Source organism: Pseudomonas sp. 34 E 7 (assembly GCF_900005715.1).
GTDB lineage: Bacteria > Pseudomonadota > Gammaproteobacteria > Pseudomonadales > Pseudomonadaceae > Aquipseudomonas > Aquipseudomonas orientalis_A.
Genome location: NZ_CVTX01000167.1, coordinates 2,240 through 19,656, shown reverse-complemented (window position 1 = coordinate 19,656; position 17,417 = coordinate 2,240). Strand labels below are relative to the sequence as shown.

Annotated in this window: 8 protein-coding genes, 1 rRNA gene and 1 pseudogene; 4 read left to right on the top strand and 6 right to left on the bottom strand. The window is 59.1% G+C overall.

Features of this window, described 5'->3' with window-relative positions; translation table 11 throughout:
• The first annotated feature begins 169 nt into the window (after positions 1–169).
• Positions 170–285, top strand: a 5S ribosomal RNA gene (rrf, locus tag BFP96_RS21960).
• A 274-nt stretch (positions 286–559) separates the two neighbouring features.
• The gene (locus BFP96_RS21955) at positions 560–2,440 is read left to right on the top strand and encodes a methyl-accepting chemotaxis protein (RefSeq protein ID WP_065884446.1); all 1,881 of its coding nucleotides are present in this window, start codon (positions 560–562) and stop codon (positions 2,438–2,440) included.
• A 51-nt stretch (positions 2,441–2,491) separates the two neighbouring features.
• On the opposite strand, the gene BFP96_RS21950 is transcribed toward BFP96_RS21955, so the two are convergent.
• The 4 genes from BFP96_RS21950 to BFP96_RS21935 all read right to left on the bottom strand — a co-directional run bounded on the left by BFP96_RS21950 (position 2,492) and on the right by BFP96_RS21935 (position 8,653).
• Positions 2,492–5,869 (bottom strand): amino acid adenylation domain-containing protein, encoded by a 3,378-nt coding sequence (locus BFP96_RS21950; RefSeq protein ID WP_065937002.1) that lies wholly within the window; start codon positions 5,867–5,869, stop codon positions 2,492–2,494.
• On the bottom strand, positions 5,866–6,813 hold the full coding sequence (locus BFP96_RS21945) for a diiron oxygenase (RefSeq protein ID WP_065896539.1): 948 nt from the start codon (positions 6,811–6,813) through the stop codon (positions 5,866–5,868). The genes BFP96_RS21950 and BFP96_RS21945 overlap by 4 nt, the downstream gene beginning before the upstream one ends.
• Positions 6,810–7,568, bottom strand: a complete 759-nt coding sequence (locus tag BFP96_RS21940; protein WP_065896538.1) for a DUF3050 domain-containing protein — start codon at positions 7,566–7,568, stop codon at positions 6,810–6,812. The genes BFP96_RS21945 and BFP96_RS21940 overlap by 4 nt, the downstream gene beginning before the upstream one ends.
• A gap of 374 nt (positions 7,569–7,942) precedes the next feature.
• Entirely contained in the window at positions 7,943–8,653 is a 711-nt protein-coding gene (locus tag BFP96_RS21935) for a GntR family transcriptional regulator (RefSeq protein WP_065894040.1), read from the bottom strand.
• Between the two features lie 252 nt (positions 8,654–8,905).
• On the opposite strand from BFP96_RS21935, the gene lapG reads away from it, so the two are divergent.
• On the top strand, positions 8,906–9,598 hold the full coding sequence (lapG, locus tag BFP96_RS21930; protein ID WP_065896537.1) for a cysteine protease LapG: 693 nt from the start codon (positions 8,906–8,908) through the stop codon (positions 9,596–9,598).
• Between the two features lie 14 nt (positions 9,599–9,612).
• The gene (lapD, locus tag BFP96_RS21925; protein WP_065937001.1) at positions 9,613–11,559 is read left to right on the top strand and encodes a cyclic di-GMP receptor LapD; all 1,947 of its coding nucleotides are present in this window, start codon (positions 9,613–9,615) and stop codon (positions 11,557–11,559) included.
• A 209-nt stretch (positions 11,560–11,768) separates the two neighbouring features.
• Here lapD and BFP96_RS21920 read toward each other — a convergent pair whose 3' ends face one another.
• A complete protein-coding gene (locus BFP96_RS21920) occupies positions 11,769–12,107 on the bottom strand; it encodes a tryptophan synthase subunit beta (protein ID WP_065884439.1) in 339 nt (112 codons plus the stop codon).
• A gap of 151 nt (positions 12,108–12,258) precedes the next feature.
• Positions 12,259–17,417, bottom strand: a pseudogene (locus tag BFP96_RS21915) (LapA family giant adhesin); the annotation flags it as partial.

Sequence of the window (17,417 nt, the reverse complement as noted above, 5' to 3'; positions counted from 1 at the left end):
AACGATGCATCGCCGATGGTAGTGTGGGGTTTCCCCATGTGAGAGTAGGTCATCGTCAAGATTAAATTCCAGAACCCCTGTTTGCTAACGCAAATAGGGGTTTTGTTTATGTAGAAGCTCATGAATTTCACCGGTACGTTGCAATGCAACGGGCTGGTACACAGAATTTCTTGACGACCATAGAGCATTGGAACCACCTGATCCCATCCCGAACTCAGCAGTGAAACGATGCATCGCCGATGGTAGTGTGGGGTTTCCCCATGTGAGAGTAGGTCATCGTCAAGATTGAATTCCGAAACCCCTGTCTGCTAACGCAGACAGGGGTTTTGTCGTTTAAGGCCGCCAAAGGCTGATAATCGACTGCGTCTCTACCGCCTGTCGGCGCCTTGCTCTAAAAGCGGAAGATTCACACAAAACTCTAAGATTTATCATTTTCTGGCCGAAAGCCTGACGAGCCATGCGTGCACCGAGATAGAGCGGTCGCAGAGTCCGCCTATTGCGTTACATGGAATGTTCCACTCGGCACGCTCACCCCCCTTTGGCAAAAGAAGTCGATGAAATGAATCTCAAGTTCAGTCATAAAATTCTGTTGGCGGCGTCAGGCGTCGTGGTTCTGGCCTTCGCGCTGTTCACGCTCTATAACGATTACCTGCAGCGCAACACGATCAGGCAAAACCTGGCGTCCTCCATCCAGCAGTCCGGCGAGCTTACCGCCAGCAGCGTGCAGAACTGGCTCAGCGGCCGCATTCTGGTTCTGGAGAACCTGGCACAAAACGTTGCTCATCAAGGGAGTGGCGCCGATCTGCCGGGTTTGGTCGATCAACCGGCGTTCACCTCCAACTTCCAGTTTACCTACGTGGGTCAAACCAACGGTGTGTTCACCCAGCGTCCCGATGCGAAGATGCCCGAAGGCTATGACCCACGTCAGCGCCCTTGGTACAAGCAAGCCGTAGCGGCGGACAAACCCATGCTTACCCCGCCTTATATGGCGGCTGTGGGTGGCCAGATCGTGACGATCGCCATGCCGGTCAAGAAGAACGGAGAGTTGTTGGGCGTTGTGGGTGGAGACTTGAGCCTGCAAACCTTGGTGAAGATCATCAACTCGGTGGATTTCGGCGGTATTGGTCATGCGTTCCTGGTCAGTGGTGATGGCCAAGTCATCGTCAGTCCTGACCAGGACCAGGTGATGAAAAACCTCAAGGATATCTACCCAGGCACCCAGGTGCGCATCGAGAAGGTTAACCAGGAAGTAGTCCTCAATGGACAGGACCGCATTCTCTCGTTTACGCCAATCAGCGGTTTGCCGGGGGCTGACTGGTACATCGGTCTGTCTATCGACAAAGACAAAGCCTATGCCGCACTGGGTAAATTTCGCACCTCAGCATTGATAGCAATGCTTATCGCCGTGGTGGCGATTGCCGTGCTGCTGAGTCTGTTGATCCAGGTATTGTTGCGCCCGCTGACCACCATGGGCGTCGCGATGAAGGATATTGCCCAGGGCGAAGGTGACCTGACCCGGCGCCTCGACGTTACGAGCAAAGACGAGTTCGGCGAAGTCGGCAGCGCATTCAATCAGTTTGTAGAGCGTATCCACGCCTCGATTTCCGAAGTGTCCTCGGCGACACGCCAGGTGCATGACCTGTCCCAGCGCGTGATGGCATCGTCCAACGCGTCGATCATCGGCTCCGACGAGCAGAGTGCACGTACCAACAGCGTGGCTGCAGCGATCAACGAACTGGGCGCCGCCACCCAGGAAATCGCACGTAACGCCGCCGATGCTTCACAGCATGCCAGCGGCGCCAGTGAGCAAGCTGACGATGGACGCAAGGTCGTCGAGCAAACCATCCAGGCGATGTCGGAACTGTCGCAGAAAATCAGCCTGTCCTGCACTCAGATCGAGACCCTTAACGCCAGTACCGACAACATTGGTCACATCCTCGATGTGATCAAGGGCATCTCCCAGCAGACCAACTTGCTCGCGCTGAACGCGGCCATCGAAGCCGCCCGTGCCGGCGAAGCCGGGCGTGGTTTTGCCGTGGTGGCTGACGAGGTGCGTAACCTGGCTCACCGTACCCAGGAGTCGGCTGAAGAGATTCACAAGATGATCACTTCCCTGCAAGTGGGTTCGCGTGAAGCCGTGACCACCATGAACGCCAGCCAGGTTTCCAGCGAAGAAAGCGTTGAAGTGGCTAACCAGGCGGGTGAGCGTCTGGTCAGCGTGACACAGCGGATCGTTGAGATCGACGGCATGAACCAATCGGTCGCCGCAGCGACCGAGGAGCAAACGGCGGTGGTTGAAACCCTCAACGTCGACATCAACCAGATCAACCTGCTGAACCAGCAAGGCGTGGTCAATCTCAATGAGACGCTCAAGGACTGCGATGCGCTGTCCCAGCAGGCCAGTCGATTGAAGCAATTGGTCGATAGCTTCAAAATCTGATCCTGCCGGCAGTCGGAGCGAGGCCTCCCGTTCCGACTGCCCTGGTGCCGCTCAGAGAAAGCCGATGGCTTTCAGGTAGTCACAGCCTTTGCGTAACAGCACGGGGCTCTTTGGCGGATAGTGTGCGCCCATTTGCTCCAACCCCCATTGGGCGTTGCTGTAATGGATCATCGACGTGTCGCCGATGTCCTCACCCACCCCATCAAGGTAGAAGCCCAGTACGCCGAACAACGCATTGTCATGGCCAACTGTTCGCAACGCCCGTTGCCACTGTTGAAGGCTTGTCCGTTCGAAAATGTGTCCCGCCTGGCTGAACGCATCAAGGTACTGGTCCCAGCTCAGCGGTTGTGGATTGTGCAGGTTGAACACGTTTCGCCCCGCGACAAAACGCCGGCAGTGAAACGCAATGAAGCGTGCCAGGAAGTCCACCGGCATCAAGTCGAAATTCCCTTCCATTCGAGGGACCCTACCCAATTGCAGCGACCCCTTGAGCATCAACATCAAGCGATTTCTATCGGGTTGGCAGACGCCGTTCCGGCTGTTGAAACTGATGTTGCCCGGTCGATGAATATTCACCCAGGCCCCTTGCTCGACTGCTCGCCCCAGCAATCGCTCGGCCACCCATTTCGAGAGGTTGTAGCCGTTTTTGACATAGAGCGGTAACGCGCCGCTGGCGGGCGCTTCAAGCACATACCGATCAGTGTCGAGGGTACTGCAGGCCGACAGCGTCGAAATGAAATTGAAGACCTTCTTACAGTAGGTCTCGCAAAGGCGCAGGCATTCAAACACCGGTTCGACGTTGTCCCTGGCCAGTGCTGTGTAGTCCATCACATGGTTGACCTGCGCGGCATTGTGCACAAGCACGCCATGATGACGGGCGAGGTGCTCGAATGCCTCAAAGGATAGGCCCAGGCGCGGCTGGCGCAGGTCTGCGGCGTACACCTGCACTCGGCGCAGGTCCAATTGTTCCAGGCGATATTCGCGCAGCGCCTGGGTGAATCGGTCTGCCGCCGACTGGCCGGGGAGCGCTCGCACCAGGCACGCGACTTCTTGCGCTCCCCCCGCCAGCAATGCCTGGACGATATGCACGCCGACGAAGCTGTTGGCTCCCGTGACAATCACCTTGCGCGGGTCTCCGGCGCGGGTCTCGGGCAGCACCTCAAGCTTCAGGGCTCGGGATGCATCGCTTTCCATCTGGCTGAAAGATGTATCCGGCAGCGCTTCGCCCTCCAGCTGCAAGGCAAGCGTACGAATCGTCGGCGCTTCAAAAAATTGGCTCAGGGAGAAGCTGCGGCCAAATTGCTCGCGCAAGCGCAGTAGCAAGGTGGACAGCAGGATCGAATGGCCACCCAGGCTGAAAAAGCTGTCGTCGATCGATACTTCGCCGGCAGACAACCCCAGCAACTCCCCCCACAACTGCACCAACTGCGCCTGGACTGGCGTGTGGGTGCTGCGACGAGTGATTTCCCCGGTGCGGGTACCTGGCACCTCCCGCAACGCCGTGCGATCGATCTTGCCGTTGCTTGAAGATGGCAGGCTCGGCAGCTCGCTCCAGGCGACCGGCTGCATATGCTCGGGCAGCCACTGTCGGGCATGATCCTTCAGCCTGGCCAGGGTCGCGCCGGGTTCGGGCTGGGCAGCAAAGCCAATGATTCTGCAGGCCTGATCAATCACCACGGCTACTTGGCGAAACAACCGACTGCTGCGCAGGCACTGCTCGATTTCCTGAGGCTCGACTCGAAAGCCGCGGATCTTGACCTGATCATCCCGTCGACCGCCCAACTCGATACCGTCCGGCGTCCATTTCGCCAGATCGCCGCTACGGTAAGCCTGCAGCCATTGTCCATCAGGCAGCGCCAGCTTGACGAACGGCGAGTCAGCGTACGGCAGATCGTTCATGTAACCCTGGCTGACGCCCGGGCCTGCGATGTACAGATCGCCCATCACTTGCTCATCCACCGGTTGCAAGTGGTCGTCGAGGATCAGGACCTGGCTGTTGGCAATGGGCAAACCGATGTTGCGATTGCTGTCACTGAGCCGAAATGTTCGATGGGTTGCCAGTACTGTGGCTTCGGTAGGGCCATAGAAATTGTGCAACTGGCATTGGCCTGCCAGTCGCTCGATCACGTAGGGTTCGCAAAAATCGCCGCCGGTGAGCAGGTGGGAGAGGCCCAGAGGCTGGTCCAGTGGCAGGATGCTGAGTAACGCCGGTGGTAAAAAAGCGTGAGTGACACGTTGCAGGCGAATCAACTCGACCAATTGCTGAGGATCCTGACGCTGCTCTGCGCTGGGAACAATCAGCTCTGCGCCCGCCATCAAGGCGGGGAAAATATCGATCAGCGAGGAATCAAAACTCAGCGGTGAAAATTGCAGGACGCGACTCTCCTCATCCAGCGCCACACAGGTACTGAGCCAGGCGGTGAAATGCGCCAGATTATGTTGGCTGAGCAGCACACCCTTGGGCTGCCCGGTGGTGCCGGAGGTGAACAGTGCCATGCACGGCGCATTGGCATGGGGACGATGACGCATCAGCGGTTGAGCAGGGTCGATGTCGCGTGAGGCGAGCCTACTCACGTCAAGTGACACGAAATGATCTCGCAGCGGGTGCAGGCCATTTTCCAGCAGCACGCAGGCACCTGCGTCTATCAACATGCGGTGCTGACGTTTTACCGGGTGACCCGGGGCCAGAGGCACATACACCGCGCCGCAACCCAGCACGGCCAGAATGCTCGCGTAGAGTTCGGTAGATTTTTCCAGGCACACACCCACCACCGATGGGGTCTCGTTGCTCTCCAGCAGGGGCAGCAGGCGTTGTTGAATCGCCATGGCTTTTTCCTGCAGTTGGCGATACGTCACCATGCGACCCGCGATATTCAGCGCCGTGCGATTGGCGAAGGCGCCAAGGCTGGCCTGCAGGCGTTCGATCATGGGCACCTGTGCCGCGCGAAGCAGCGCGGTATCTGCCGTACGATTGAATCGATGCATGAACGCCAGCGCCTCCAGCCCTTGCAAACCCTGTTCAAGCGCTGCGTCGGAGTGGGTCATTGGGCAGAAAAAGCCCGGATCCCTTGAGAATCCGCTGACCAATGACGCTGCCCATTCCACCAAGGCGTTCGCCGCCCGACGCCGCAGATGCTGGCCGTTGCCGCTGGGCTCCTGGGCAACATCGTGTACGGCCACCAGGCGCCGCTCGCGGTCGTAGCAGCGAAACTGCAGCCTGGGCAGCCCATGTTCGGACGGGGGGCCGATAACCAGGCGCAGGCTCATCCAGGCCGCGTCTGTGGACAGGGCTGACGGTGGCTGACTACCGTCCTCGATCACAAGGTCGACCGACTCGCCCCCAACGGCATGCCCGTATTGTTCCAGTACGTGCCTGAGGGCTTCCAGCGCGTCACCGGCCACGCCCCATTCAATCGTCAGGCGCCTCATGCCAGCCTCCCCGACGCGGGCAAGTAGTCGTCCAGGGCGCGTGCCACGCTGCAGGTGTGCAGCAGGCCGCTGTGATGCAGGAAGCTCATGATGTTGCCAACCAGCGGGTGCTGGCGGGTGATGGGAAAGTCCAGCGCCACGATTTCATCCTGCAGCGCCGAACGAACATCGACACTGATGTCCAGGTGTTGGATCAACTGCAGGTCGAAGCCTTTCTGCAGGTCGTTGGTCAGGTAATGGCTCAGGAACGTCGGTAGCACAGCCGCAATACTGTCCCGATCCTGCGCGCTTGCCGACTGCCAATAGATGCGTACCAACTGTGTCCAGAACTGTGCGTGGCGCCCCTCGTCAAACAGGTGGTCGGCCATCAGCCCGCGCACGGACGCCTTGACACTGTCGTCCTTGGAAAAGGCCGCCACGTCATGGGTGACGGTGTTTTCGGCGATGGCCACGACGATCAACTCCACCGCATCGCGCAAGTGCTCCGGTGCCTGCGCCTGCGCTGCCGGCAGGGCACGGCTGAGTTCGATCTGCCCGGGCAGGTCGAGCGGCTGGATACCGGTCAGCTCGATGGCTTGCTGCAGGAAGTCCAGTGCTACCAATGCGTGGTAATCCTCATCCACCACGACGGTCATCGCGTCGTAGCGGCAGGCGAGGGGCAGCGGCAGCGAGAAGCGATTCTTGGCAATACTTCGGGCAGTCTTATCGACAATCTCGGTTTCGAAAATCACGATGTCATGGATGAATCGATAAAAGCTTTGCGCCAGCACGAAGTCACGCCATTGCGGGCAGTGGTCGAGGAAGGTTGCAGTCAGCACCAGGGGTTGGCGGCACAGGGGATAGATCAGCCTGTCGTCGTCTTCCATGATGCGGCGCGGACGCGTACGGATAGTTGCCCGACGTTCCCAGTCTTCGGCGAAGGAGCGGTAGTCGATGGGGCTCATGGGTGTACCTCTGGCATCGAGGCCCGTACGTCATCCCAGAACGCAATGCGACTTTCCAGGGCATCAAGGGCGGCACTGTGGGCTTGTTGCCGGCGAGTCGGATCTGCGTCGATCAAATGCTGGAGCACCTGTTCTGCCGCCGGCCCATGCTCCTGGCTGTCCAGTTCGATATGGCGGTTGAGGTAGTAACACAAGGTGGGGGCCTGACGAGCAATGAAGGGGCTGCTGCTCAGGAGGCGCTCGAACATTGAAGCTATAACGCCTTCACGTCCGTGCAGGAAGGCCGCCGCTACGCAGTGCGTGGGCGCGCTGAGTGCGAGTTGCCAGGTGCTGTCGACGAAGCGCGGCACTCCAGAGGGCGCTCCGACCCTTTGCAGCGCCGCGCTGACCTCAACACCCTGGTGTTGAAGATCAATGAAATGTGCGATGGCGCGGGTGTCGGCGCCCACCTCCACCATGGCATCCAGGTACAGCTCAAAGTGGCTGCAGTGGCCCCGCGTCGGGTGCTCATCCGACTCCTCACCCAGCACGATTTCATTGATCAGACGTGCGGCCTGTGGATTGACGGGCGGAAGCCAGGGGATCTGGGTACAAGTAAGATCTTGTTGCAGGCGTTTGGTCAGGGTCATGAAGTCCCAAACCGCAAACACATGGCTCTCCATAAAGTGTCGCAGTTTGCCAAGTGAAGTTATTTCTGGAAATAACGGGTGGTTGCACAGTTGCAGTTTTTTTTGTTCAAGAAAATGATGGTGCATGGTTGACGCCTATAAAATTGTTGCGACTGCTCTAGTTGCAGTGATGGAGTGTTGTAGTTGTTAGATAAAAGATTAACGTTGAAGTGTGCCCACGCCACTAGTGCGGGCTCACTATGCGGCCTGCTGATTGATAGGTTTATTGGGTTGGCGAGCGATAGTAAGCTGATTAAACGTCTGGATGAACTTGTTAATGTATTAGATGTTTTTTCGAAAAAAGCTTCCGAGAGAAATAGTTATTTTAAGTGTGAGAGATTTCTTTATTTAACGCCGATAGTTAAGGCTTGCGAGGTGTTTACGGCGTTAGCGGCGCGGGACGCTTCCGGACAGGGAAAGGTGCCGCGCGGTGTAGAGGCTGGAAGAGCGCTGCGCACGCCTTATAACGTGCCTTCTTGATCCGCAGTGTCGAGGCCATTGAGGTATGTATTGATGACCTCCATGCCTCGCATCAAGTGATTACGCAATGTCAGGATGCTTTCGTCGATTTTTTTCTGCACCACCAGGCTGAGCAGTTCGCGGTGGTCCTCTTGTGACGTCTCGCCCAGCCCCATTGCCTCAAGGTTGAAGCGCAGAAACCGCTCTTCCTCATTCAGCCCATGTTCCACCAGTTTGAGCAGGCGATGGTTTGGCGCCTTGCCGTACAAGACCATGTGAAACAGGCGATTGAGGCGGCCGATCTCGCTGTAGTCTTTCTCACGCTCCAGCGCATTGATACAGGCCTCTGCCTCCGCGATATCAGCCTCGGTGAGCAATGGGATCGACAAGCGCAAAGCCTCGGACTCCAACAGCATGCGGAGGGCATAGGTCTCTGCCGAATTGTCCTCAATCAACGGGGCGACCACTGCCCCCTTGTGCGTCACCACATGCAGCAGGGATTGGGCTTCCAACTGGCGTAATGCTTCGCGCACCGGCATGCGGCTGACGCCGAACAGGCTGGCGAGCTCTTGCTGGCGCATAGCGGTGCCACAGGGCAACCGTCCATCGAGAATGGCGTTGCGCAACGTTTCTTCAATAACGGCGCGGGCAAGATGAGCGGGAATAGGCCCGCTGACCTTGATGCTGCTTAAAGGGTTCGGCTTCGGCGTCACGGTTACGCTGGCCTCCTTTGTTGAATAATAGAGTGTGTTTATTGGATCCAATGAACATTAGGGATGGCCCGAGCACTTGTCAAACCACCAGAGTTTCCGTTTGTAAGGGCTTACAGCGGGTATTTTGTGCGTCTCACATAAGGGGGTTACAAAGTCGCTCTACCGAGCGATGATCTCACTATGCCATTGTTTTTTCCGGGACGAAGCTTCACCATCTGCTGAAATTCCGTCTCTCTTCATGGACTGAACGCCTTGGCGGTAAGTTTTATTCCCTATCGAGTTCTTTGCTGGCTTTTATCAGCGATCTTATTGGCCGGCCTGATGCTTGGCGGGCTGCATGCCGATTGGGATTTCTCGCAGATCAGCCGCAAGGCCAGCGCCCTGTACGGGCCATTGGGCGAAGGCCAGCCGCGTATTGACGCCTGGCAGCGGCTGTTGGCCAGTCAAAAGCAGGTCAGCGAACAAGAACAGCTCAAGGTCGTTAACTTGTTTTTCAACAAACAAATGACCTACGTCGAAGACATCGATCTCTGGCACGCGGTCGATTATTGGGAGACACCCATCGAAGCCCTCTGGAAGGGCGCCGGTGACTGTGAAGACTACGCAATCGCCAAGTATTTCAGTTTGCGTCACCTGGGTGTGTCCAGCGACAAATTGCGCATTACCTACGTCAAGGCCTTGCGTCAGAATCGCGCACACATGGTCTTGACCTACTATTCCACCCCCGACGCGATCCCGCTGGTGCTCGACAGCCTGATGGACGACATCCTGCCGGCTACCCGCCGTACCGATTTGATCCCGGTGTATTCATTCAACGCCGAGGGCCTGTACCTGCCCGGCGCCAAGGGCAACAAGAAGGTCGGCGATACCAAACGCTTGTCGCGCTGGCAGGATGTGTTGAGAAAAATGCGTGCGGAAGGCTTTCCAGCCGAGCCTGACAACTAGGAGTAACTGATCGGATGTCTTTGTTCAAACAGCTGTTGATCGCAATCTGTCTGTTCCTGGTGGTCGCCTTCAGCGGCAGCTTCATGGTCAGCCTGGAAAGTTCGCGCACGCAATACGTCAACCAGTTGCGCTCCCATGCGCAGGATGCCGCGACGGCGCTGGCGCTGTCGCTCACCCCCAACATCGATGACCCGGCCATGGTGGAGCTGCTGGTCAGCTCGATCTTCGACAGTGGTTACTACGCCAGTATCCGCGTGGTGGACCTGGCCACGGACAAAACCATCGTTGAGCGCAGCGGCATTCCCGACAACAACGGCGTGCCCAACTGGTTCGTTAAATTGATCGGCCTGGAGCCGGCCGGTGGCGATGCGCTGGTGAGTCGCGGTTGGGAGCAGGCGGCGCGCGTCGAGGTAGTCAGCCATCCAATGTTCGCCCTGGCCAAGCTCTGGCAGAGTGCCCTGGGCAGCCTCGGCTGGTTGCTGCTGTGCGGTGCGGTCAGCGTGGTGCTTGGCGGGTTGTTGCTGCGCCGCCAATTGAAACCGTTGGACTACATGGTCAAACAGTCCCACGCGATCGCCCGCCGAGAATTCCTCAGCCTGCCCGACCTGCCGCGCACGCCGGAACTGCGCCGAGTGGTGCAGGCGATGAACCAGATGGTGGAAAAGCTCAAGGCACTGTTCCAGGAGCAGGCCGAGCGCAGCGAAAAGCTGCGCACCGAATCCTACCAGGACAACCTCACCGGTCTGGCCAACCGACGTTATTTCGAGATGCAGCTCAACGCCCGCGTCAGCAATCCCGAAGAAACCAACTCCGGCTACCTGCTGGTGTTGCGCGTCAAGGACCTGGCCGGCTTGAACCAGCGCCTGGGTGGCCAGCGTACCGACCAGTTGCTGCGAGCGGTCGGTGAACAGCTGCTGCGCCAGTGCGAGCCGTACCCGGAAACCCACAACCTCGTAACCCGTATCCGTGGCGGCGAGTTCGCCGTGCTGGCGCCCGGGCTGACGCGTGAAGAAGCGCTGCAATTGGCGCAGAACCTGGAAAGTACGTTGCTCAGCCTGCAGGCCACCGGCGCCAGCGACGTCGCGCCCGTGGCCTATATCGGCCTGGCACCGTTCAGCCATGGCGATGCGCCGCAGGCGCTGCTGACCCTCGCCGATCAAGCCCTGGCGCAGGCCGAAGGGCAGGGTGACAGCACTTGGGTGTGCCTCGATCACAGTGCCGCCGCCCGCGTCGGTGACGATCATCATGCCTGGTACACGCTGTTGGACCAGGCGCTGACGCAGCAGCGTTTCGAGCTGTACTTCCAGCCGGTCGTCGCCAGCCAGGACCCGCAGTTGGTCCTGCACTACAAAGTGCTGTCGCGCTTGCAAGACGTAGATGGCCATACCCTGCCCGCCGGGCGTTTCCTGCCATGGCTCGAGCGTTTCGGCTGGTCGGCCCGCCTGGACCGCTTGATGCTCGAACAGGTGCTTAAACAGATGACCGGCCACAGCCATAACCTGGCGCTGAATCTTTCAGCCGCGACCCTGCAGGACCCTGAGGCCCTGCAGCGTATTTATGACCTGCTGCGTCAGCACAGCAACCTGGGCTCGCGCCTCACCCTGGAAATCGGTGAAGAGCAATTGCCGGAGCAGCCTGTGCTGGAACAGATGACCCAGCGCCTGCGCGAATTGGGCTTCTCCCTGAGTCTTCAGCGTTTCGGCGGGCGATTCAGCATGATCGGCAACCTGGCCCGCTTGGGCCTGGCGTACCTGAAAATCGACGGCAGCTACATCCGCGCCATCGACCAGGAAAGCGACAAGCGCCTGTTTATCGAAGCCATCCAGCGCGCGGCCCACAGTATCGACCTGCCGTTGATTGCCGAGCGTGTGGAGACCGAGGGTGAGCTGAAGGTGATTCGCGAGATGGGGATTTTTGGTGTGCAGGGCCAGCTGTTCGGCGAGCCGGCGCCCTGGAAATAACGCAGAACACATGTGGGAGGGGGCTTGCCCTGATTTGATCGTTCCCACGCGGAGCGCGGGAACGATCAAAGGCTTTTTGTAGGAGCGAGCTTGCTCGCGAAAAACTCACAGGCACCGCGTTCATTCAGGAAGCACGCGTTATCGTTGACGTTTTTCGCGAGCAAGCTCGCTCCTACAGACGGTATCAGGGCAAGCCCCACATTCAGGGCTCAGATAAGCCCTTTCTCATCATCATTGATCAACTGGCTCAACCCGCCCAACGCTTCCCGCGCCTGGTTACGGTCCATCAGTTTGGCCTGGGCTGCGGGCGGCAGGTCCGTCACGCTGATAACGCCCTTGCGGGTGAGCACCTGGATCAAGTCGTCCAGCACCCGAATCATCTCCAGGTCACTCTGCTTGAGTTGGGCCAGGCTGGTTTCCACCACTTCGTTGGCGTACCAGGCCTGGATCTCATGGTGATCGGCCGGCAGTGTGTCGGTGGATTCGGCAAAGGCGGCGGCCTCTACGCGACTCAGCGCGCCCTGTGCATCACGTTGCACGTAAAACATAAGAACCCCTCGAAGATGAGCCACACACCTTTAGCCCCATAGGCTGGCCGTGTGTTGATAAACGCGAGTATGCGATGCAACCGGCCGCCAGGGCCAGCAACGTATCGCCCGGATAAATCGGCCGCCTCGAGGGCGGCCGACTTATCCAAGCTTAGGCGGTGTGATCGATTTTGATGGTCGGATCTGCACCGCTGATCAGCGAGTTGATGCTGGTATGAGACCAATCGTTGCCTTCCAGCTTGATGGTCACATCCGCATTGGCCACGCCGCCAGCGGTGTTGAGCTTGCCTTCGCTGCTCACTTGCAGGGTCGACACGCCTTCTACCGTGGTGATCTTGAGGTAGTTGTCGATGGTGCTGTCCGTCTCGCCTTTGAGCAGGTCGCGCAGGTCAATCCGATCACCTTCCGATGCCTTGAAGTCCTTGATCACGTCATTGCCGATGTCACCGGCCTTCCACATGAAGGTGTCGGCACCCGAACCGCCGATCAGGATGTCGTTGCCCTGGCCACCGATCAACGTGTCGTTGCCGGTGCCGCCCAAGAGGATGTCATTGCCCTTGCCGCCGTCCAGCACGTCGTTGCCGCCCTGGCCGAACAGAATGTCATCGCCGCCACCGCCGATCAGCGTGTCATTGCCGTCCTTGGCGCCGGATACGTCAAAGTCCGCGTAATGCTCGGTGACGTACTGGTGCACGTTCGAGGTGGTGACCGACGAGACGGCCATACCGGTTTTCTGTGCCACAAAGGCCTGCAGCGCGTTGTAACCCTCACCGGTCACCCCGCTGAAGCTCACCAGGTCGCCAAACAGAATGTCATTGCCGTCGCCACCGCTGACGGTGTCCGCGCCTGGCAGCGTTGCTTCGGTGTGGCCCAGGATGGCGTTGGCCAGGTCCTTCGGATCGATGTTGCTTTGCGGCTTGCCATCGCTGTCATACGGCTTCAAATCATTGAGGCTGACCTCGTTATTGATGCCGATCGCTTCCACTTGCGACAGGCCTTTGAGCAGCAAGAAACCGCTGTTGGCGTTATCGCTGGTTGCCGTGTCAGTACTGCTGCCGCTGCCGTTGCGGTACGAGACCTCGAATGTACCGTCGCCCTGGGCATGCACGGTGCCCCACACGCCGTTGTCGTACCAGCCGCCGTTGCGGGTTTGCACCCACTGGTGTACCTGGCCGTCACTGTCGATCAATTGCAGGTTGGTGCCATTCACATTGATGCTGAACGTGTTACCCAACACATAATTGTTGGCGTTGACGTAGTCGTCCAGGCGTCCATCGGTAGTACTGCTCTTGTAGAAGTCGACCACCATCGGGTTGGTCTGTTCGCCGCTCTGGTAGTACGTCGGTTGGCCGTCGGTGATGAAGTAGGTGAGGTTGGTGGCACCGGTGTTGCCAGTGGCCAGGCCGCTCTGGAAGAAGTTGGCCGTGGTCTTGAATACGTCCTCGTAGTTCGTGCCGCCACCTGAGGACATTGAGTCCAGCACCGCCTTCAAGAGCGTCAACGCATTTGGATCATTGAGGTTGATCGCAATGGATTTGTTCACCTGAGTGTCGAAATCCGCAAGGAAGATGTTCACGGTCCCGGAGGTGTTGGCACCCAGGCTGTCTTTGAGCGAGTTGAACACCGTGGTCAGCGACGACTTCGCCGCGTTGATCGACGCTGTGCTCATACTGCCGGAGCTGTCCACCATGAAGGCAATGTTGTAGTTCTTGCCCTGCACCACGTTCAGGCCACCGATGTCGGCCACAACAATGTCGTTGCCATCGGTGCCGATGATCGAGTCGCTGCCCGAGGTGCCGGTGACCGAACTGTAGATGGCGGGGTACACGGTGACGGGCAATTGCGCGGTGGTGCTCGCCGACCCGCCGATGCTCTCGGTAGACGTCGAGGTGACGGTGAGGTTGAACTGGCCGCTGTAATAGGTCGGCGGCTTGATGGTCAGGGAGCCCAGGTCCCAGCCGTTGACGTTGACTTCGCCTACGGTCTTGGTCGCGGTAAAGGTGTGTCCCGCTGCGTCGGTAAGCACCGAGCCTGCCGGTATGCCACCGATCTTCACGGCCAGGGTTTCCGAACCGTCGGTATCGGTCAGCGCGCTGGTGATCTTGGACAGTTTGACGCTGCCGTTTTCCAGGCCTTCGTTGAGCTTGTAGCCCACGTAGTAACCGTCACCATTGCTGCCATGCAGGTCGGACACGGTCACGCCGGCGTTGGTCAGGTCGGTGATACCGGTGTACAGCGGCACGGTGCCGGTGCTCAGGTTCTGCACCGTCCCGCCGTTGATCGACAGGTTGACGTCGAAGCTGCCAGGTCCCGCCTGGTTGGCCTGGTAGATCTCAAGGCTGTAATAGCCGCTGGCCGTTGGTGTGAACGTGCCGCTGAACTTGCCGCTGTTGGTGCCCCACAGGCCGCTGGCCACTTCTTTGCCGCCGACGTTGATCACCAGGCTGTCATCGGCGACGCCGCTGAAGGTGTAGTTCTTGCCGGCCTCCATGTACATCAGGCCGGAGATTTTGGCACCCGAGCCGGGATTGACGTTTTCGGTGGACTCAACGTTGGTTATGACCGCGCTGCTGTTGGGCGTGCCGGCGCCATCAATGGCTTTTTTCAGTACGTCCGGTGCGGCGCCGTTACCGTTGGTGCCAAGGCCCGAGATGCTGCTCCAGCTCTGCTTGATCAGGCCGGTCGAGGTGACGTTATTGTCAGCCACACTCAGGGTCGGTGCATCGGCCACCGGGGTGATATCGACTTTCACCGTGGCGCTGCTGCCCAGGTCCTTGCCGTCGGTAGGCTGGAACTTGAACTGTGCGTAATCGGCCTGCTTGTTACCGATGCCGGTGCCGCCATAACCGTCGGCGCCGGACTCGTTGGCGTTGGGCATAAAGCGCAACTGACCGCCATCGACCTGAGCTTTGGTAAAGGTCTGGCCGCTGGTCACGTTGGCCCAGGTGGTGCCGTCGGCCGCCAGGTATTGCAGCTTGCCGGCCACCGGCAGGTCGGTGATCTTCACGCCGAGGCTGGCTTGCGGCGAGTCCACGTCGGTCACGCCGAAGTTGGCCCAGGTCAGCGCGAGCGCAGTGTCTTCGGTACCGGTTACGGCCCCGCCCGTTGCCACTGGCGCATCGTTGACGGCCAGCACGTTGACGGTGGTGGTGGCGACGTTGGAGTAGTTGCCGCCGTCGGTCACCGTCACGGTAATGGTGCGTGGCGTGGTGCTTGGGTCGTGGCTGTTGTTGGTGAACGTGATGTTCTGGATGCGCTGCATGTAGTCAGCCAGCGTCGCGCTGCCCGACAACGTCAGGGTGATGACGCCCGTCTGGTTATTGGTGCTGACGCTGATGCCATTGACGGTGTTGCCCTCGTTCAAGGCATCACCGGCTTGCGCGTTGGTCAGGGTGACCGTTGCACCGGTCAGCAGCGTGCTGTCCGGGTCGGTGATCCTGATATCGGTGTCGGCAATCGACACACCCTGCCCGGCGGTGCCTTCGGTGAAGGTGGTCTTGTAATCATTGCCGCTGGCGCCGCTGGAATTGTTGGCGTCCAGGTCGATGACCGGCGGTGCATCGTTGTCGAGGATATCGGTGCTGACGGTACCCTTGTCGATCACCAGGTTCTCGAAATTGCCACCGGTGGTCTTGTCGATGGTGATGACGATTTTTTCCGTCGGCTCAGTGATTTTGTCGTCCAGCGTGCGGATATCAAACGGCACGCTGCTGGCGCCGGCCGGAATTTTCACGGTGTACACGCCATTGAAATCCGAGCCGTCGGTGGCCGTGCCGCTGTACTTGAGCGTGACGGTCAGATCGGTTTGCGCCGGGTTGCTCAAGTTCAGCGTGTAATGCGCGGTGCCGCCTTCAGTCACCGAGGCGTCGCCGCTGAGGCTGAGGGTGGTGTTGGTGACCACATCCGTAACTTTGGTGACGACGGTGCTGCCATCAACCATCAAGTGCTCATATTTGTCGCCGCCGCTGACGACGCCGCTGATTTTGGTCGTGACGTCATTGGCGCCGACATACGCATCGTTAGGCGCGGTGGCCGTGGTGAAATTGCTCGACTTGCCGTTGCCGATGGTAATGGTCGAGCCATTATCCAGCTTAACCACCAGGTCGGAACCGAGGTTGGTGACTGCCGCGCCGTTCTTGTCGACCAGCGACGCGGTGTAGACAATCTGCCCGCCTTCGCTGACCGAGCCGGTGGCTTTGAGCACCACCGTCACATCGTCGATGGTGTCGTTGATCGTGGTGGTTGCGCCACCCGGTGTAACGGTCACACCCTCGAAATTGCCACCGGTCGTGCCGGTGATCTTGACGGTCTGAGTGCTCTTGTCGATGAACACATCATCGCTTGGTGCCGCAACCGTCACCGTGCCCACGGTCGCACCCTGCTTGATGGTGATGCTGGAACCGTTGTCCAACTGCACCACCATGTCGCTGCCGGCCTTGTTGCTCAAAGTCGCGGTGTAGGTGATCTGGCCACCTTCGTTGACGGCGCTTGGCGCGCTCAGCGTGACACTGGTCAGATCGGTGCTGCCAGGGGTGTCGGTCACGGTGGTATTGACCGCCGTGGTGCCTGGCACCAGGTTTTCGAAATGCTCGCCACCGGTCACGGTTTTGATGGCGGTCGTGACGGTTTGATCGCCTTTGTAGACGTCATTCGGTGCCACGGCGGTGACCGTGCCGCTGGATTGGTTCACACCGATGGTGATGGTTTTGCCGTTATCCAGGGTGACGGTCAACGGGTTGGTGATGTTGGTCACCGGCGCGCCGTTTTTATCCACAAGGCTGGCGGTGTAGACGATGTTGCCGCCTTCGCCAACCGTAGTGGTGGCGGTCAGTACAACGTCGACCTTGTCGATGGTGTCGTTGATCGCGGTGCTTGCGCCGTTGCCTGCGACTTCCAGTTTTTCGAAGTTGCCGCCAGAAGCGTCGGTGATTTTGACGATCTGGGTGCTCTTGTCGATGAACACGTCATCGCTTGGCGCAGGGACGGTGACGGTGCCGACGGTGTCGCCGGCCTTGATGGTGATCGATGAGCCGTTGTCCAACTTCAGCGTGACGTCGCTGCCCGCTTTGTTAGAGAGCGTAGCGGTGTAAGTGATCTGGCCACCTTCGTTGACGGCGGTTGGCGCGGTCAGCGTAACGGTAGTGGTATCAGCGGTGCTTGGGGTATCGGTGACAGTGGTGTTAACCGCTGTGGTACCTGGCACCAGGTTCTCAAAATGCTCGCCACCAGTGACAGTCTTGATAGCAGTGGTGACGGTTTGGTCGCCCTTATACACGTCATCTGGTGCCACAGTGGTGACTGTGCCGCTGG